16 protein-coding genes are annotated in these 16,722 nt (G+C 75.9%); 5 read left to right on the top strand and 11 right to left on the bottom strand.

The window, feature by feature from the left end; all coding sequences use genetic code 11:
* Window positions 1-59 precede the first annotated feature (59 nt).
* The gene (locus ACIQUR_RS32815; protein WP_403672465.1) at window positions 60-662 is read left to right on the top strand and encodes a TetR/AcrR family transcriptional regulator; all 603 of its coding nucleotides are present in this window, start codon (window positions 60-62) and stop codon (window positions 660-662) included.
* Here the strand turns inward: ACIQUR_RS32815 and ACIQUR_RS32810 are convergent.
* The 4 genes from ACIQUR_RS32810 to ACIQUR_RS32795 form a co-directional block, all read right to left on the bottom strand.
* Window positions 652-963, bottom strand: coding sequence for a hypothetical protein (locus tag ACIQUR_RS32810; protein WP_403672462.1), 312 nt, complete (start codon window positions 961-963; stop codon window positions 652-654). The genes ACIQUR_RS32815 and ACIQUR_RS32810 overlap by 11 nt on opposite strands.
* A 177-nt stretch (window positions 964-1,140) precedes the next feature.
* Window positions 1,141-2,421, bottom strand: a complete 1,281-nt coding sequence (locus tag ACIQUR_RS32805) for an MFS transporter (RefSeq protein WP_403672459.1) — start codon at window positions 2,419-2,421, stop codon at window positions 1,141-1,143.
* Window positions 2,422-2,632: 211 nt separating this feature from the next.
* Window positions 2,633-4,024, bottom strand: coding sequence for a PLP-dependent aminotransferase family protein (locus ACIQUR_RS32800; RefSeq protein ID WP_403672457.1), 1,392 nt, complete (start codon window positions 4,022-4,024; stop codon window positions 2,633-2,635).
* Window positions 4,025-4,082: 58 nt separating this feature from the next.
* Entirely contained in the window at window positions 4,083-4,883 is an 801-nt protein-coding gene (locus tag ACIQUR_RS32795) for an alpha/beta fold hydrolase (protein WP_403672455.1), read from the bottom strand.
* A 459-nt stretch (window positions 4,884-5,342) separates the two neighbouring features.
* On the opposite strand from ACIQUR_RS32795, the gene ACIQUR_RS32790 reads away from it, so the two are divergent.
* Window positions 5,343-7,112: an alpha/beta hydrolase-fold protein gene (locus ACIQUR_RS32790; RefSeq protein WP_403672452.1), complete on the top strand. Its 1,770-nt coding sequence runs from the start codon at window positions 5,343-5,345 to the stop codon at window positions 7,110-7,112.
* A gap of 99 nt (window positions 7,113-7,211) precedes the next feature.
* Here the strand turns inward: ACIQUR_RS32790 and ACIQUR_RS32785 are convergent, their stop codons facing one another.
* Complete coding sequence (locus tag ACIQUR_RS32785) at window positions 7,212-8,615, bottom strand: carboxylesterase/lipase family protein (RefSeq protein WP_403672449.1); 1,404 nt, start codon at window positions 8,613-8,615, stop codon at window positions 7,212-7,214.
* Between the two features lie 218 nt (window positions 8,616-8,833).
* Between ACIQUR_RS32785 and ACIQUR_RS32780 the strand changes: the two genes are divergently transcribed.
* Both ACIQUR_RS32780 and ACIQUR_RS32775 read left to right on the top strand, forming a co-directional pair.
* Entirely contained in the window at window positions 8,834-9,160 is a 327-nt protein-coding gene (locus ACIQUR_RS32780) for a hypothetical protein (protein WP_399950969.1), read from the top strand.
* Between the two features lie 93 nt (window positions 9,161-9,253).
* Window positions 9,254-9,529, top strand: a complete 276-nt coding sequence (locus tag ACIQUR_RS32775; RefSeq protein ID WP_403672446.1) for a chaplin — start codon at window positions 9,254-9,256, stop codon at window positions 9,527-9,529.
* A 135-nt stretch (window positions 9,530-9,664) separates the two neighbouring features.
* Here the strand turns inward: ACIQUR_RS32775 and ACIQUR_RS32770 are convergent, their stop codons facing one another.
* The 6 genes from ACIQUR_RS32770 to ACIQUR_RS32745 all read right to left on the bottom strand — a co-directional run bounded on the left by ACIQUR_RS32770 (window position 9,665) and on the right by ACIQUR_RS32745 (window position 15,308).
* Window positions 9,665-10,528 carry a tyrosinase family protein gene (locus ACIQUR_RS32770; RefSeq protein ID WP_403672443.1) on the bottom strand — a complete coding sequence of 288 codons (864 nt, stop codon included), beginning with the start codon at window positions 10,526-10,528 and terminating at the stop codon, window positions 9,665-9,667.
* Between the two features lie 74 nt (window positions 10,529-10,602).
* The gene (locus ACIQUR_RS32765) at window positions 10,603-11,043 is read right to left on the bottom strand and encodes a tyrosinase family oxidase copper chaperone (protein WP_403672440.1); all 441 of its coding nucleotides are present in this window, start codon (window positions 11,041-11,043) and stop codon (window positions 10,603-10,605) included.
* 223 nt (window positions 11,044-11,266) lie between these two features.
* Window positions 11,267-11,812 carry a GNAT family N-acetyltransferase gene (locus ACIQUR_RS32760; protein WP_403672437.1) on the bottom strand — a complete coding sequence of 182 codons (546 nt, stop codon included), beginning with the start codon at window positions 11,810-11,812 and terminating at the stop codon, window positions 11,267-11,269.
* Between the two features lie 192 nt (window positions 11,813-12,004).
* Window positions 12,005-13,108, bottom strand: a complete 1,104-nt coding sequence (locus tag ACIQUR_RS32755; protein WP_403672434.1) for an acyl-CoA dehydrogenase family protein — start codon at window positions 13,106-13,108, stop codon at window positions 12,005-12,007.
* Window positions 13,105-14,340, bottom strand: a complete 1,236-nt coding sequence (locus tag ACIQUR_RS32750; RefSeq protein WP_403672431.1) for an acyl-CoA dehydrogenase family protein — start codon at window positions 14,338-14,340, stop codon at window positions 13,105-13,107. Before ACIQUR_RS32750 ends, ACIQUR_RS32755 begins: the two co-directional genes overlap by 4 nt.
* Window positions 14,337-15,308, bottom strand: a complete 972-nt coding sequence (locus tag ACIQUR_RS32745; protein WP_403672428.1) for an NADPH:quinone oxidoreductase family protein — start codon at window positions 15,306-15,308, stop codon at window positions 14,337-14,339. The genes ACIQUR_RS32750 and ACIQUR_RS32745 overlap by 4 nt, the downstream gene beginning before the upstream one ends.
* Before the next feature lie 231 nt (window positions 15,309-15,539).
* Between ACIQUR_RS32745 and ACIQUR_RS32740 the strand changes: the two genes are divergently transcribed.
* Window positions 15,540-16,685 (top strand): hypothetical protein, encoded by a 1,146-nt coding sequence (locus ACIQUR_RS32740; protein WP_403672425.1) that lies wholly within the window; start codon window positions 15,540-15,542, stop codon window positions 16,683-16,685.
* Window positions 16,686-16,722 lie beyond the last annotated feature (37 nt).

The following is a 16,722-nucleotide window of genomic DNA, read 5'->3' as shown; positions in this document are numbered from 1 at the left end:
CGGTCGGGGGCTGCGTGAGGAACTCCTTAAAGCGACGATCGTTGCGTTAAGATGCTGCCATGGCATCCACGACGTCCGCAAGCGGTTCCCGCCCGGGGGGCCGCAGCGCCCGGGTCCGCGCCCAGGTCCTCGAAGCCACCGGCGCGCAGCTGGTCGAGCAGGGGTACGACGCACTCACCGTCGACGCGGTGGCCGAGCGGGCCGGCGTCCACCGCACCACCGTCTACCGGCGCTGGCGGGACGTCGGCGGACTGCTGGCCGACCTGCTGGAAGCGGCGGCCGACGACAGCTGGGAGCCCGCCGACACGGGCACGCTGGAGGGCGACCTGACCGCCCTGAACGAGGAGATCCTGGCCGGGGTGACCGCCGATCCTCCGCTGACCACGGCGCTGATCGCGGCGTCGTTCCGCTCGGCCCAGGCCGCTGACGCGCTGCGCGCCTTCTGGGAGGACCGGTACGCGCGCTGCGCGGTGGTGGCCGAACGTGCGGCGCGGCGCGGCGAACTCCCGGCCGGCACCCGCCCGCGGGACCTCCTGGTCGCGGCAACGGCCCCGCTGTACCACGAACTGGTCCTCCTGGGCACGCCCCCGTCCCCCCGCCTCCCCGCCACCGCGGCCCGAGCGGCGGCGGCCGCGGCCCGCGCGGGGGCGTTCACGGGATGACGGGGCAGGCCGGGTGCGTACGTGGCCGCGATCGCGTCGGCCACCTGCCGGTGATCCCGTCCGTTGCCGCCGGAGCGGGGCTGCCGGTCGAAACGACCCGGCTGGTTCCGCCGAGCAGCAGGCCGTCGGCCGCTTCGAGGACGTCGTCCGCGGCGAGCAGCAGGGCCGGGCCGCCCTCGAAGACGCCGTCGCCCGCCCGCACGCGCCCGGGCGCCCGGTCCGAGCAGCCGCTGCGCCGTTGGCGGCGGTGACCCTCGGTTCCGGGATCGGCCTGGGCGGCCGAGGTGCGGGCCGTCCCCACGTCCGCGCACCGGCTACTCGCCGGTGCGCGCGTTCGGCCCGGCGGCGGCATGAGCTGACGGGTCATCAAGTGCCGTACCCCGGGATCTCGTTGAGGTGTGCGGCAGGAGCGGCGCCCCGCCGCTCGGGGCGACGGGGCAGGGGCGGCGGTCGGAGGCGGCGCGGGCGGGCGGGGCCGTCAGGCCGCTCGGGTGAGCGGGCCGGTGGGCTGCGGTGCCGGGGCGGGCGGGCGGGTGCCGGCGGCCCAGCGGGTGGCCGGGCCCATCGCGTGGCCCGCGGCCAGGAAGACGCCACCCAGCACCAGCCAGCCCGGGACACCGCCGGCCACCACCAGAGAGGTCAGCAGCAGGGGGCCCACGGTGCGGGCCACCGGTACGCCGGTGCCGAAGAAGCCCTGGTACTGGCCGATCTGGTGGGCCGGCGCGAGGGAGAAGCCGATCTGCCAGCCGCCCGCCGACTGCCGCATTTCGGCGACCACTTGCAGCACCGCACCGGCCACCAGCACCGCCGCCCCCGCCCAGGGCCCGAGCCGCCAGGCGGAGAGGGCGAACACCGCACACGACGCCAGCATGATCCAGCCCGACGAGCGCACCGCCCGGGCGGCCCCGTCCAGCCCGGTCACCGAACGCGCCGTCCGCACCTGGAACAGCATCACGGCCCCGGTGTTGAGCACGAACAGGCCCGAGACGAGCCAGCCGGGCGCGTCGGTGCGGCTGACGATCCAGAGCGGCAGGACCAGGCTGAGCAGCGGCAGCCGGAGCAGCAGCACGGCGTTGAGCAGGGTCACCAGCGCGTACGGCCGGTCGCGCAGCACCGCGAGCCGGCGCTCCCCCGCCGGAACGGTGCCGGCGGCCCGGCCCGCCCCGCCCTCCGCCGGGGCCACCGTCGGAGCCACTGCCGGAAGCTGCCGCAGCAGGGCCGCGCCCAGCAGGAACGTCAGCGCGTCCAGGGTGAAGACCGCGAGGAACGCCTCCCGCGTCCCCACGTGCAGCGCCAGCCCGCCCAGCGCCGCGCCCGCGGCCAGCCCGGCGTTGCCCACGGCTTGCAGGTGGGCGAGTACGCCGGTCCGCTCCTCCGGCGCCACCAGCCCGGCCAGCAGAGCCTGCCGGGCCGCCGCCAGCCCGCACTGGGCGGTCGCGTACCCGACGGCGGCCACCAGGAACGCCCCGAACGAGTCCACCAGCAGGAACGACGCCACGGCGCCCGCGGCGGCCAGCGCCAGCAGGACCGCGGTACCGCGCGGCCCGCGCCGGTCGGCCAGCGCCCCCAGCGGCACCCCGGCGACGGAGCCGACCGCCCAGGCCACGGTGAGGCCGAGGCCGACCTGGGTGGGCGACAGGCCGGCCACTCCGGTGAAGTAGAGCGCGGAGCCGACGTAGTAGGCGCCGTCGCCCACGGAGTTGCTCAGCTGGGCGGCGGCGAGCAGCCGCGCCGGTCCGGACGGGGGCAGGATCCGCATCGGGTGACTCCGGGGGTGGCCTTCGGGGATTCGGGGACACTCCGAAGCTACGGTCCCGGTGGCCCGGAGAGCAGGGCCATTCTGCTCCCGTGGGACTGGGCCACTTGGGCGGGGGCTCGGCAGCCCGGCAGCTCCGGGTGGCCAGCCGCCTTGAGCCGCCCCGGCAGACCCGGCAGGCCCGGCAGGCCCGGCAGGTCCGGCAGCCCCCCGCCTACGCCCCCTCCAACACCCGCACCAGCGTCTCCAGCGCCTCCGGATAGTCCCGTTCGCGCGGTGTGCCGTAGCCGACCACCAGGCCCTGCGGCCGGTCGCCCGGGGTGTGCCAGTGGTCGCCGAGCCAGCCCAGCGCCAGGCCGGCGGCCTCCGCACGGGCCCGCAGGTCCGCCTCCGCCGGGCCGGCGGCCGGGAGTTCGAGCAGGGCGTGCAGCCCGGCGGCCACGCCGCTGACCCGGCCGTACGGGGCGAGCCGGCCGGCCATCAGGTCGCGGCGGCGCCGGTACCGCATCCGGACGGCGCGCACGTGCCGGTCGTAGGTGTGACCGGCCATCAGCTCGGCCAGGGCCAGCTGCCCCAGCGTCTCGGTGTGGTGGTCGGTGTGCAGTTTGGCGTCCAGGACCGGGCCGACGAGGTGCTCCGGCAGCACCATCCAGGCCAGCCGCAGCGCCGGGGCCAGGGACTTGGAGACCGTGCCGAGGTACGCGACGTGGCCGGGGGCCGTCCCCTGGAGGGCACCGACCGGCTGGCGGTCGTACCGGAACTCCCCGTCGTAGTCGTCCTCGACGAGCAGCGTGCCGTGCGCGCGGGCCCAGGCGGTCAGTTCGCGGCGCCGGGCCGGGTGGAGCGGGACGCCGGTCGGGTACTGGTGGGCCGGCGTGACCACGGCCGCGTCGGCGCCGTCGAGGGCCTCCGGCTGCGCGCCGCGCCCGTCGACCGGCAGCGGCCGGACCCCGAGGCCGGTGCGGCGGACCACCTCCCGGTGGAAGGCGAGCCCGGGGTCCTCCATGGCCACCGTGCGGGCCCCGGCATCGGCGAGGACGCGGGAGAGCAGCGAGAGGCCCTGGACGTAGCCGGAGACGACCACGATCCGGCCGGGGTCGGCGAGGACGCCCCGGGTCCGGCCGAGGTACCCGGCGAGGGCGGTGCGGAGTTCGGGGCGGCCGAGCGGGTCTCCGTACCCGTACGTCTCCGCGCTCGCCGTGGTGAGCGCGCGCCGCACCGCCCGCAGCCACGCGGCCACCGGGAAGGTGCCGGCGTCGGGGCTGCCGGGGCGCAGGTCGAGCCGGGGGGCGTCGGGGCGCGCGGCCTCGGCCCCGGCTCCCGCGCGGGCGGTGGCGAGGGCCGCCACGACCGTGCCGGCGCCCTGGCGGGCGGTGAGGTAGCCCTCGGCGGTGAGCTGGTCGTACGCGGCCTGAACGGTGCCGCGGGACAGGCCCAGTTCGGCGGCGAGCCGGCGGGTGGAGGGCAGCCGGGCGCCGGAGACCAGGCGTCCGGTGCGTACGGCGTCGCGCAGGCCGTGTTCCAGGGCCGTGCGGCGGCCCCCCGCCGCGTCGAGGTCGACGTGCAGGTCCACCCCGGCGACGGACCAGGATCCGGATCCAGTCATGGCAGCCGATCCTACGTTCGACCGCCCCGGTTCGTCGCCCCGCCGGCCCCGGCCCGCCTCACACCTTCGCCAGGAACTCCAGCAGCGCCGCGTTGAAGGCCTCCGGCGCCTCGACCCCCGGCAGGTGACCCGCGCCCGGGACGACCACGAGGGTGGACTCCGGTACCAGGGCGTGGAGTTCCTCGGCGTCCGGCACCGGCGTGTACGTGTCCTCCTCGCCGACCACGATCAGCGCCGGCACCCGGGCGGCCGCCAGGCCCGGCCGGTGGTCGGCGCGTTCGGCACGTCCGCGCAGCGCGGCGGCGGCACCCTCGGGGTCGGTGCCGCGCATCATGCCCAGGACGTGCGCGGCCACCTCGGGCAGGGCGGTGACGTGGGCCGGAGTGATCATCTTGTCGATCACCTCGTCCGCGTAGCCGCCCATCCCCTCCGCCACCAGCCGGTCGGCCAGCGCCCTGCGGAACGCCTTGCCGTCCTCCGCCTCGGGCCGGGGCGAGGTGTCGGCCAGCACCAGCGCCAGCACCCGCCCGGGGAACAGCCGGTGGAACTCCATGGTGAGCTGACCGCCCATGGAGACCCCGCCCACCACGGCCCGCTCCAGCCCGAGGTGGTCCAGGAGCTCGGCGAGGTCACCGGCGAACACCTCGAAGGGCGTCGTGCCGGGGACGACCTCGCTCCGGCCGTAGCCGCGCAGGTCCGGGGTGACCACCCGGTACCCGGCCCCCGCCAGGGCCCGGGTCTGCGGGTCCCACAGGGTGCGGTCGAAGGGGTGGCCGTGCACCAGCAGCACGGGCGTGCCGCCGGCCGGGCCCGACACCTCGTAGTGGATCCGCGTACCGTCCGTCGTCGTGAAGTCCATCCCGCCAACCTAACGCCCCGCGGCTCGGCGCCCGCCGTGCCGGTGCGGCCGGCGGCGTCAAGCCGGGCTGCCCCGCCGGGAGTTGACCACACGGGACGGGGGCGCCGACGTCTACGACCTGGACGGGCCGAGGGTGGGGCGGGGCCCCGCCACACCGGTACCGGGTCGCCCCCGGCCGGGCGCCGAGGACCACGGCGCGGTGGCCCGCGCCGGGACCCCGGCGCTCCGGCGCGGCGCCGGGGGCTCCGGACCGCGCGGTGTGCGGTTCCGGGGTGGCCGCGTGCTTCGGGCGGCATCCGGGGCCGAGGCCACGGAGCGCGGCCGGGGGCCCGCCGGTGGCCGGCACCGGGAGCCAAAGGTCAAGATGCGGCAAAGCGGGCAACCCGGTGGGGCTGATCCACATCCTCAGAGCCGAATGACAGTTCGCCCTTCGGGGCAGACCCGAGCCGGAGATCCGTGATGACGTACGCACCCAACGGGGGCACCCCCCAGGGCCACCGCCCGCCCGAGGGGAACCGCCCGCCCGAAGGCCACGGGTCCCCGCACGGCTACGGCTCCCCGCAGGAGTACGGGGCCGGGCAGCCGTACGGGTCCCGGCCGGAGTACGGAGCCGGGCGGGAGTACGCGTCCGGGCCGGAGTACGAGGCAGGGCCGGAGTACGGGGCAGGGCCGGAGTACGGGGCAGGTCAGCCGTACGGGGCCGGGCCGGAGTACGGGGGCGGGCAGGCGTACCACCACCCGTCCCACGGGGCCCCCGAGCACGGCTCGCCGCAGTACGGAACGCCGGAGCAGGCCCCCGGCCCGTACGGGTCCCCGCAGTACCGCACCCCCGGCCACGACGCGCCCCAGGGCCACGGCCAGGCCCCGTACGGCGCAGGCGCGCCCCGCCGGCACCCGCAGCAGCCCCCGCACCCCCAGCAGGCCCGGCAGCCCTACGGCCAGCAGCCGCGGTACGGCAGCCAGGCCCCCTACGGCAACCCCGCGTACGCCGCCTCCGCCTCCCCCCAGGCCCCCGGCCCGTACGACACCCACGAGGCGTACGAACCGTACGAGCCCCCCGGCCACGGCCACTCCCCCGCCCACCACCAGGAGCCCCCGCTCCCGCCCCGCCCCGGCGACGACGACCGCTCCCCCGAGGACCGCGGCCGGCCGCCCCGCCGGCGCGGGCGCCGCTGGCTGGTCGCCGGCACCACCCTCGCCGTCCTCGGCGTCGGCGCCTGGCAGGTGATGAGCCACTACGAGATCCCGCCCTTCACGGACAAGGGCGACCCGGTCTCCTTCGACCAGACCCCGGCCGACCCCGACGCGGGCGGCGGTCGGGCCGGCGGCGGCACCGCCGAGCCCGCGGACTCCAAGGTCTCGCTGCCGACCGGCCCGAAGGCCGAGTTCAAGGTGGCGAACACCCTCGACGACGGCACCAAGATCGGCGTGGTGACGTACACGGGCAAGAAGTCGGGCTTCACGGGGAAGGTCTGGGTGTGGGCCCCCAAGGCGTACTCGGACCCGAAGTTCGCCAAGAGCGGCTTCCCGGTGATGATCGCCCTGCCCGGCGGCGCGGGCTACCCGATGAACTACTGGATGGGCACCGACCTCAAGCTCCAGGAGAGCATCACCAAGTGGTACGAGGAGGGCAAGAGCAAGCCCTTCCTGCTGGCCATGCCGGTGCAGAACCCGGAGCCGGACACGGACGGCACGTACTGGGACGGCAGTGACATCCCCGGCCAGCCCAAGATGGGCACCTGGCTGACCGAGGACGTCCCGGACCTGATGAAGGAGAACTTCCGCACCATCAAGTCCCGGGACGGCTGGGCCTTCATGGGCTCCTCCACCGGCGGCTTCAACGGCCTCAAGGCGGTGCTGAAGAACCCGGACCGGTTCAAGGCCGTGATCGCCTCCGGCCCGGACATCGTGCCGGACTCGCGGCTCTGGAAGGGCCACGAGAAGGAGAAGCAGGAGAACAACCCGCAGGTCCTGGCGCAGCAGCTGATCGACCGCAAGGGGCCGGACGTCTACCTGGCCTTCCAGGTCGGCACGAACGAGAGCAACAAGAAGACGCTCCCGGACGTGAAGAAGTTCATCGCCACCTACGGCAACAAGGGCCCGGTCCACACCACCCTGAAGGAGATCCAGGGCGGCAGGCACAACGCGGCCACCTACGTCCCCGCCATGGGCGAGGGACCGATCGAGTGGATCAGCAAGTACATGGAGGGCCCGACCCCGGCCTCCTAGGCGAGCGCCCCCGGCTTCCCGGGCGCCCCCGGCCTCCCAGGCGCCCCGGCCTCCGCGGCGGCCCGCGCCCCCGGCGCCCGGTGAGCCGTGCCGGCCCCGCTACACGGCGAACCGGCGGGGCTCCCCGGGCGCCGGGGCCCAGCCCGGGTCCCCGGTGACCGCGAACGACACCCAGGCCGCGTGCATGGCGTCGGCCAGCTCCTGGGGCGCCCCGGGGCCCGCCAGCGCGCGGGCCGCCGGGATGTCCAGCACGTCGAAGACGAAGCCCAGCTCCAGCGCGTGGCAGGACCCGAGCCCCGGTATGCCCGAGCGCCAGCCGAACTCGTACACGTACGCCGGCGCGCCGCGCTCCGCGGCGGCCAGGGCGCGCAGCGGGTCCCGCAGCAGCCGGTCCGTGAGCACCTGGCCCGCGACCTCGCCCACGGGCAGCTCCGGCTGCGCCGCCCGGCGGGCCCGTACGGCCGCCAGCGGCATCCCGGCCCGGGCCGCGGTGAGCGCGAGGGCCAGCGGGCCCATCCGGTTCAGGTGGCCCAGTACGCCGGTGGGCGCCAGCCACAGCCGGTACTCCTCGTCCGTCCAGCCCAGCAGCAGCGGCACCCCGGCCCCCGCCTCGCCCGAGACGAGCCGGGCCAGCGGGTCCCCGGGCACGGCGTCCCCGTCCTCGACGATCCCGAAGGCCGCCCCGCCCAGCAGCGGGCTGGAGCGGCGCAGTACGGCGGCCTGAGCGGCCAGCAGGGCGTCCGGGTCCACCCGGGCGAAGGCCGCGGCGGTGGCCGGCACCTTGAGCCGGGCCGCCATCCTGCGCACCATGGCCCGCACCTTCACGTGCGGCAGCGCCTCCGGGGGACCGCTCTGGAGGACCGCCTGCCGGAACAGGCCCTCGGCCCGCGGGGAGGCGAGCAGCGCGCCGATGCTGATGGCGCCGGCCGACTCGCCGAACACGGTGACGCGGGCGGGATCACCGCCGAAGGCCTCGATGTTGTCCCGCACCCACTCCAGGGCGGCGATCTGGTCCAGCAGCCCGCGGTTCGGCACCGCGTCCGGGAAGTGCCCGAAGCCCTCCACGCCCAGCCGGTAGTTCAGCGAGACGAGGACCACGCCGTCGCGGGCGAAGGACGACCCGTCGTAGACCGGTACCGCCGAAGAGCCCCTGGTCAGGGCGCCGCCGTGGATCCACACCATGACCGGCAGCGCCGCTCCGGCGACCGGGTCGGGGGTCCACACGTTCAGGTTCAGGCAGTCGTCGCCCGGGTGGACGGGGTCGGTGAGGAGGGTGGCGAAGGGCTCCGGGTACGGGGTCTTGGGCGCCGTGGGACCGAAGGCGACGGCCTCGCGGACGCCTTCCCACGGCTCGGGCTGCGCGGGCGCGGCGAACCGGTGCGGTCCGACGGGCGGGGCGGCGTACGGGATGCCGCGGAAGACGGCGACGGAGCCCTCGCGCGTGCCCCGTACCGCGCCGTACCGCGTGACGGCCTCCACGCGTTCCACCACGTCCATGGCCATGTCGCCCTCCCGCAGTTCCTCGGTGCGCCGTGGGCCCAGGAAGCGAGCATAAACAGCGGCGGCGCGGGCCGCCCGGCGGGGAGGGGGGGCCGGTGCGGGGCGCGGGCTCCGGGGCCGTACCGGGCCCGGCGTTGCCCCTACGGGTGACATGGCGTGACCCGCACCGGGCCGGGTGGTTGGACCGGTGGCAGGTACTCCACCCACACCGCGAGGCATTCATGCGTATCAACGGCACCCTCAGGGCCGCGGCGGCCCCGGCACTCCTCCTGGCCGCCACGGCGGCTGCCGGGGGCACGGCCCACGCCGCCGGTCAGGACTTCCAGTTCTTCGGCACGGACGACAAGGTCCACGCCATCCACGACCCGGCCGGCTGCTTCGACGCCGCGGGCGGCGCCGGCGGCGGCGTGGTGAACGGCTCGGACAGGCGTGCGGTGCTGTACGCCGGGGAGGGCTGCACGGGACGCGTGGTCGGGGTCGTCGAGCCCGGTGCCAGCGCCCCGGTGGGCCCGGCGTTCGGCTCGGTGCACTTCCCCGTCACCAGGTAGGCGCAGCGGCCGTGACCCCAGGGCGGTCACGGCGTTGTACGCCATGTCATCGTCACAGATCTTGTGGCGCTTCCATTTCTCAAGGAGATCTCGATGTCGCGTATCGCGAAGGCAGCAGCCGTCACCGCTGCCGCCGGTTCCGTTCTGGCCGCCGGCGCCGGCATGGCCGTCGCCGATGCCGGAGCGCACGGCGCCGCGGTCGGTTCCCCCGGTGTCGCCTCGGGCAACGTCGTCCAGGTGCCCGTGCACGTTCCGATCAACGTCTGCGGCAACTCCGTGAACGTGATCGGCCTCCTGAACCCCGCCTTCGGCAACCACTGCGAGAACGTCTCCGGGCACGACGAGCCCAAGGGCGCCTACGGCGACTGATCGCCGGCACTCCGCAGTACCCCCCGGGCCCCCCGCCGCAACCGCGGCGGGGGGCCCGGCCCCTGTGCGGGGACCCGGCCCCGGTCTCACGCCCCGGTCTCACACCCCGGTCCCGCGCGTCGATCCCGCGCGTCGTCACGCGTACCGGTAGAGGTTCCGGTGCGAGAGGAGTTCACGGGGCGTCACGCCCCAGGGCGGCATCGGCTCGTCCAGGCTGAGCACCCGCCCGTACTGCCGGTCGAAGCGGTCGAGGCGCTGCGCCGGCAGGTAGCCGGAACCGGGGTGCCGCTGCTGCCAGCGGTCCCAGATCAGGTCGACGAACGAGTGGTGCAGCCAGAACGCGGGGTCGTTCGGCGCGGTGCCGCCGGTCATGTGGCCGCCGATCCACTGGTGCACCTTGTTGTGGTTCCGCCAGCGCTCGCGGCGCGGCGCGGTCCAGCCCTCCAGCTTGTTGCGGAAGCCGCCGTCGACGGCCGTCGAGTCCCAGGGGGCGGTGTCGTACACCGGGTCGTCCACGGCCCACTGGAGCTCGGCGGCCGTGGGGAGGGTGATGGGGTTGTGGGGGCGGCCGAGGTTGCGGGTGAGGAAGCGGCCCTCCCGGATGCCGACCGTGATGGGCCAGTTGCCCTTCTCGTAGGCGAAGGGACCGGTCGTCACCTGCCGGTCGTCCGCCCGTCCGGTCCCGCCGAGGAAGTCCTCCGCCCAGAGGGAGGAGGCGGGGCTGCGGTCGGTGGTCCAGTCCCAGTACGGGACGGACAGGCCCGGGTCGAGCGCCTGGAGGGCCTTCTCGAACTCCAGCAGGTACTTGCGGTGCCAGGGGAAGAACGAGGGCGACATGTGGCCCACGCGCAGGCCGTCGTCGTCGTCCGGCACGAAGTAGCGGTCGTGCGTGCGGACGAACTGGTCGTACGTACCGTCGCGCTTGAGCTCCAGCACGGCCGCGACGAACCTCTTCTTCTGCGCGCTGGTGAGGTCCTTCTGGTTCTGGCGGGTGTACACGGGTCGGCCCTTTCGGCGGGGATCGGGGCCGCCGTGGCGTGCCGGCGGCCGGGCGTGGGGGGCGGGCGGGGCCGTCAGGCGTGGTGCGCGGGGGCCTCGGAGAGGCGGGCGCTGCCGAGTTCGTCGACGGCGGCGCGGGCCAGGGCGCGGGGGGAGGCGAAGGACTCGTAGTGGTTGACCCCGCTGAGCCAGCTGCCGTCGGCGCGGCGCATCACGTGCAGGGAGCGCCCGTCGACGTACACGTCCACGCGGGGGCGCGCGCCGGGCGCGTGGGCGGCGTACCGCACGGCGGTGATGTGGCGGCCGCGGTAGGTCTCCTCGAAGACCGGTACGGTCGGCTCGACGTCGCGGGTGGTGCGCCGGCCCGCGCGCCCGGCCCGGACGACGGGGGCCAGCGCCGCGGCCGTGGCGGCGACGACGGCCGCGGTGAAGGCCGCGCGCAGTGCCGTGCGGCGGCCGACGGCGAGTGCTCCGGCCGCCCTGGCGATGGCGATGTTCCCGCTGCTGGCGCTCATCCCTGCTCCTCCGTGCCTCTCGGGACGTCAACCGACTCCGACGGTCTAACGCTCCGGTGCAGTGGAGGTCACCGAAGGGGCGCGCGGGGGGGGCCGCCCGGGGGCTCGCGGGGGGCTCGCCGGGGGCGGTGGGGCTGCGCGAGGGGGCGGGTGCGCGAGGGTGGCGGGTGCGCGAGGGTGGCGGGTGCGCGAGGGGGCGGGTGCGCGAGGGGAAGGGCGGGGGTCAGCGGGGCGCCGGGCCGGCCGCGGCGGGGGTGCGCGCGGACTTGTAGAAGATGGTCGTGGGGTGGAGGACGCCGGCCGGGTCGGCCGCGAAGTCCGGGACGGTGCCCGCCTCGTGCCAGCCGAGGGCGCGGTAGAGGCCCTCGGCGGGGCTGCCGGTCTCGGTGTCGAGGTGCAGCAGGACCAGTCCCTCTTCCGCCGCGTGCCGCTCCAGTGCGGCGAGCAGGGCCCGGGCGAGGCCCCGGCCGCGCGCCTCCCGGTGCACCATCAGCCTGTTGACCTCGGCGCGGTGCCGGCCGTTGGGCTTGGTCTCGCGGCGCAGGCTGACGGTGCCGGCGACCCGGTCGCCGTCGTGGGCCGTCCAGACGGTGAGCGTGCCGTCGGAGACGGCCGGCAGGAGCGACTCCCACCAGGCGGCGGCCTCGGCGTGGCCCACGTCGGCGAGGAAGCCGAGGGAGTTGCCCCCGGCGACGGTGTCGAGCGTCAGGTCGGCGAGGGAGTCGAGCTGGGCGCGGAGCGCGGGTTCCGGGAGCGGCTGGATGATCATGCCGGTCAGGGTAGGGACCGAATGTTTCGGCCGTGTGTGCTGCCCCTCCGGGCCGGGTGGGCGGGGCCCTGAGCAGCGCGGGAGGGGGCACGCCGGCCCCGGGCGGGCGGGCAGGCGGCCCCCGGGCGGGCACGCCGGCCCCGGACCGGGGGCCGGCGGGTGGCCGGGGACGGCGTGCCCTCGGGCCGGGCGTCAGGGGGCCGGGAGGGCGGCGAGCTGGGCGATCCGGTCGTGGTGGTGGCCGGTGGTGCCCAGCGCGAGCGAGTCGGCCTTGGCCCGCTTGAGGTACAGGTGGGCCGGGTGTTCCCAGGTCATGCCGATGCCGCCGTGCAGCTGTACGCACTCCTCGGCGGCCCGCACGGCCACCCCCGAGCAGTAGGCCTGGGCGAGGGAGACGGCGAGGGCCGCCTCGGAGTCCCCGGTGGCCAGGGCGTCCGCCGCGTTGCGGGCGGCGGCGCGGGCCTGGGCCACCTCCAGCCAGAGCTGGGCGAGCCGGTGCTTGAGGGCCTGGAAGGAGCCGACGGGCCGGTTGAACTGGTGGCGCTCGCGGACGTGCCGCACGGTCTCGGTCAGGCACCAGTCGGCCAGCCCGAGCTGCTCGGAGGCGAGCAGTCCGGCGCCGGCGAGCAGGGCCCGGCGCAGCACGGCGGTCGCCGTGACGGGTCCGGCGAGCGGTTCGCCGTACGCGCCGTCGAGGCGGACGGTGGCCAGGGGGCGGGTGAGGTCGAGGGGGACGGCGGGCTCGATGCGGGCCTGCTCGGCGCGTACGGCGAACAGGCCGGTGTCGGCGAGGACGAGCAGGACGTCGGCGACGGCCGCGTCGGCCACGGAGGTGACGGTGCCGTCGAGCAGTCCGCCGCCGGTGTCGCGTACCGGGGCGGGGCCGGGCGCGCCGGGTCCGAGGGTGAGCGGCAGGGCGACGACGGCGACGGTCGTGCCGGCGGCGAGGGAGGCCAGCAGGCTCGCGACGGCGGGGAGTTGGGCGTCGCAGGCGAGGAGGGCCTCGGTGGCGATGACGGAGCTGGTGAGGTACGGGACCGGGGTGACGGCGCGGCCCAGCTCCTCCAGGACGACGGCGGCCTCGCGGGGGCCGGCGCCCTGGCCGCCGAGCTTCTCGGGGACCAGCAGCCCGGCGGCGCCGATCCCGGCGCCGAGGGCCTGCCACAGCGCCGGGTCGTGGGGGGTGCCGGACTCGGCGCGGGCGAGCACGGTGGCGGCGGGGGCCCGGTCGGTGAGCAGGGCCCGTACGGCGGCGCGGAGTTCTTCCTCGGTGTCGGTGTAGCGCAGGTCGCTCACTTGGCCAGGTCCTTCCAGGGCAGGTCCTTGTCGTCACGCGGTTCGGGGGGCAGGCCGAGGACGCGTTCGGCGACGATGTTGAGGAGGATCTCGCTGGTGCCGCCCTCGATGGAGTTGCCCTTGGAGCGGAGGTAGCGGTAGCCGGCGTCGCGGCCGGTGAAGTCGACGAGTTCCGGGCGGCGCATCGTCCAGTCCTCGTACAGCAGGCCCTCCTCGCCGAGGAGTTCGACCTCCAGGCCGCTGATCTCCTGGTTGAGCCGGGCGAAGGTGAGCTTCATGCCGGAGCCCTCGGGGCCGGGCTGGCCGGCGGCGAGCTGCTGGCGCAGCCGCTCGGCGGTGAGGCGGGCCACCTCGGCCTCGACCCAGAGGCCGAGGAGCCGCTGGTGGAGGGCGTGGGTGCGCAGTCCGGGGCGGGCGCGCCAGGCGGCGGCGACCGGGCCGATCATGCCGCCCTCGCGGGGCAGTCGCATGCCGCCGATGGAGACCCGCTCGTTCATCAGGGTGGTGCGGGCCACCTCCCAGCCCTGGCCGACGGCGCCGAGCCGGTGGGCGTCGGGGATCCGGACGCCGGTGAGGAAGACCTCGTTGAACTCGGCCTCGCCGGTGAGCTGGCGGAGCGGCCTGACCTCGACGCCGGGGGCGGTCATGTCGCAGAGGAAGTACGTGATGCCCTGGTGCTTGGGGAGGCCGGGGTCGGTGCGGGCGATGAGGATGGCCCAGCGGGCCAGGTGGGCGCTGGAGGTCCACACCTTCTGGCCGTCGACGATCCAGCCGCCGGCGGTTTCCGTGGGGCCGGTGCCGGGGGCGGTCTCCTCGCGCACCGCGCGGGTGCCGAGGGCGGCGAGGTCGGAGCCGGCGCCGGGCTCGCTGAAGAGCTGGCACCACACCTCCTCGCCGGTCCACAGCGGGCGCAGGAAGCGGCGCTTCTGCTCCTCGGTGCCGTACGCGAGGATCGTGGGCGCGGCCATGCCGAGGCCGATGCCGATGCGGCGCGGGTCGTTGTCGGGTGCCCCGGCCTTCTCCAGTTCGGCGTCGGCCACGGCCTGGAGGGTGCGGGGGGCGCCGAGTCCGCCGAGGCCCTCGGGGTAGTGGACCCAGGCGAGGCCGGCGTCGAAGCGGGCGCGGAGGAAGTCCAGGCGGTCGGTGCTCGCCGGGGGGTGGGCGGCGAGGAGGTCCCGTACCCGGGCGGTGACGTCGGCGGCGGTGACCTCGGACGGGGTGGTGCCGGTCATCGGGCGCCTCCGGTGGCGGGGAGGACGACGAGGCGGCCGGTGGTGGTGCCGTCGGCGACGCGCTGTACGGCGTCGGCGGCGCGGTCCAGGGGGACGCGCTCGCTGACGAGCGGCCGGATGGCGCCGGTGCCGGCGAGCCGGGTGAGTTCGTCGTGGCAGGCGCGGACGGCGGCCGGGTCCTTGGTGTTGTACAGGCCCCAGTGCAGGCCGAGGATCGCGTAGTTCTTGACCAGCGCGTGGTTGAGGGCGGGCGCGGGGACGGTGCCGCCGGCGAAGCCGACGACCACGATGCGGCCCTCGAAGGCCACCGACTTGGCGGAGGCGGTGTACGCGTCGCCGCCGACCGGGTCGTACACGACGTCGGCACCGCGGCCGCCGGTGAACTCCTTGACCCGGGTGACGATGTCCTCGGCGTGCCGGTCGACCACCAGGTCGCAGCCCAGTTCCTCGGCGGTGCGGGCCTTGGCCTTGCCGCCCACGACGCCGATGACGGTGGCGCCGGCGGCCTTGCCGAGCTGGACGGCGGCGCTGCCGACGCCCCCGGCGGCGGCGTGCACGAGGAGGGTCTCGCCCGCGCGCAGGCCGGCCCGGCGGTGCAGGCCGAACCAGCCGGTCTGGTAGCCGATGTGCAGGGCGGCGGCCTCGGCGTCGTCGAGGGCCTCGGGAGCCGGCAGGAGGGCGCGGGCGTCGGCGGTGACGTACTCGGCGAAACCGCCGTGCGGCAGGCGCGGGTTGACGATGACGCGGCGGCCGTCCTCGGTCTCGCCGCACACCTCGACGCCGGGGGTGAAGGGCAGGTCGGGGCGGATCTGGTACTGGCCCCGGCACAGCAGCGCGTCGGGGAAGTTGACGTTCGCGGCCAGGACCCTCAGCCGCACCTCGCCCTCGCCGGGTTCGGGGGCCGGCACCTCGTCGAGGCGCATGACCTCGCGGGGCTCGCCGTGGGTGTGTACTCGCCATGCCTGCATCCGGGGCCTCCAGCCGCCGTCGAGGAACCACGCTCCGGGGCATACTAAGCGGTCGCTTGCCCGGAAGGGAATGCTCCGCGACGGGTCCGCGCCCAGGAGCCCGACGGGGCCCGCACCGAGCCGCCCCGGGTACTCGAACTCGACGCGAACACCCCACGAAAAGTGGTCTGTACCGTTCCGCCCCGATCCGCCGCCCCACAAGGCAACATGTCCCCCACACGAACCATTCACATGGGGGGACACCACGTGAACAAGCTCAAGCACGTCTGCATCACCACCGCCCTGGCGGCCGGCCTCCTCGGCACCGCCGGCCCGGCCGGCGCCGCCCCGGCGCCCAAGCCGTGCAAGCCCGAACTGCTGCTCCTCACGTCGCTGACCGTCGGCGACGGTTACGCGAACGGGGAGGTCCTCGGCTTCGGTGCAGGCGACCTGTCGGTGGGGTCGAGCGAGGGCAGGCCGGTCTTCTGGGAGGGCGTGAAGGTCACCGCCGTCCCGCTCCCCGCGGGCTGGGCCGCGGGCCGGGTCAACGCCGTGAACGCCGGCGGCCTGATGGTGGGCACGCTGACCCGCAACAACGGGAGCGAGGCGGTCGCGTTCACGTACCGCAAGGGCGACGCCGCCGTCACCCTGCTCAGCGCGGCCGGTGACAACAGCTGGGGGGCTGACGTCAACGACGCCGGGTACGTGGTCGGCACCGCCGCCGGCACCGCGACCGTCTGGCGCAACGGCCGGGTCGTCCGGCGCCTGCCGGTGCCCGCGGACGCGCACGCCGCCACGAAGGTCGGCGCGGCCGGCATCAACAAGCGCGGCGACATCGTGGGCACCGCGACGACGTACTACTGGGACGAGGCGGGCGACTACCCCGTCGGGAACAGCTTCCCGGTGGTGTGGCCCGCCGGCGGCTACGACCCGTACAGCCTCCTCGTGGAGAACCAGACCGACTACACCATCGGCAACCGCGCGACCGACATCGACGCCGCGGGCCGGGTCGTGGGCTTCGAGGACCTCGACCTCAAGGCCTGGTACCGCACCACCGCCCAGGTGTGGAAGAAGCCCTACGACGCGCTGCCCACCCTCCCGGGCAAGCTCCCCGGGCACGAGGACGGCGAGCTGTACGCGATCAGCCCCACCACGAACGTCAGCGTCGGCTCGGCCATGACCTACGAGGAGGGCTACCCGCAGCAGCTCAAGCCGCAGTACTGGCCGGGCTCGGGCCCGATGCTGACCCTGCCCCTGCCGGACGCGGACGCGACGGGCCGGGCGAAGGCCGTCTCCGACGACGACCGCGTGGGCGGCACCGTCATCGACCACGACCACCTCGTGGGCGAGTCCGCGGCGGTCTGGACGTGCGCGAGCAGGCAGGCGTACGCGCTCTGACGGCCGGCACGGGGCTGGTGATCCGAGGCCCGGCGCG

It is taken from the genome of Streptomyces sp. NPDC101132 (genome assembly GCF_044759225.1).
In the GTDB taxonomy this organism is placed as follows: Bacteria; Actinomycetota; Actinomycetes; order Streptomycetales; family Streptomycetaceae; genus Streptomyces.
The sequence above is the reverse complement of the archived record's forward strand: the minus strand, read 5'-3'. Positions and strand labels throughout refer to the sequence as shown.

Coding starts and splice junctions, on each gene's coding strand:
- ACIQUR_RS32745 (WP_403672428.1), bottom strand. CDS start 15,308: ATGCAGGCATGGCGAGTACACACCCACGGCGAGCCCCGCGAGGTCATG.
- ACIQUR_RS32790 (WP_403672452.1), top strand. CDS start 5,343: ATGACGTACGCACCCAACGGGGGCACCCCCCAGGGCCACCGCCCGCCC.
- ACIQUR_RS32765 (WP_403672440.1), bottom strand. CDS start 11,043: ATGAGCGCCAGCAGCGGGAACATCGCCATCGCCAGGGCGGCCGGAGCA.
- ACIQUR_RS32815 (WP_403672465.1), top strand. CDS start 60: ATGGCATCCACGACGTCCGCAAGCGGTTCCCGCCCGGGGGGCCGCAGC.
- ACIQUR_RS32775 (WP_403672446.1), top strand. CDS start 9,254: ATGTCGCGTATCGCGAAGGCAGCAGCCGTCACCGCTGCCGCCGGTTCC.
- ACIQUR_RS32805 (WP_403672459.1), bottom strand. CDS start 2,421: ATGCGGATCCTGCCCCCGTCCGGACCGGCGCGGCTGCTCGCCGCCGCC.
- ACIQUR_RS32750 (WP_403672431.1), bottom strand. CDS start 14,340: ATGACCGGCACCACCCCGTCCGAGGTCACCGCCGCCGACGTCACCGCC.
- ACIQUR_RS32740 (WP_403672425.1), top strand. CDS start 15,540: ATGGGGGGACACCACGTGAACAAGCTCAAGCACGTCTGCATCACCACC.
- ACIQUR_RS32795 (WP_403672455.1), bottom strand. CDS start 4,883: ATGGACTTCACGACGACGGACGGTACGCGGATCCACTACGAGGTGTCG.
- ACIQUR_RS32785 (WP_403672449.1), bottom strand. CDS start 8,615: ATGGCCATGGACGTGGTGGAACGCGTGGAGGCCGTCACGCGGTACGGC.
- ACIQUR_RS32800 (WP_403672457.1), bottom strand. CDS start 4,024: ATGACTGGATCCGGATCCTGGTCCGTCGCCGGGGTGGACCTGCACGTC.
- ACIQUR_RS32780 (WP_399950969.1), top strand. CDS start 8,834: ATGCGTATCAACGGCACCCTCAGGGCCGCGGCGGCCCCGGCACTCCTC.
- ACIQUR_RS32760 (WP_403672437.1), bottom strand. CDS start 11,812: ATGATCATCCAGCCGCTCCCGGAACCCGCGCTCCGCGCCCAGCTCGAC.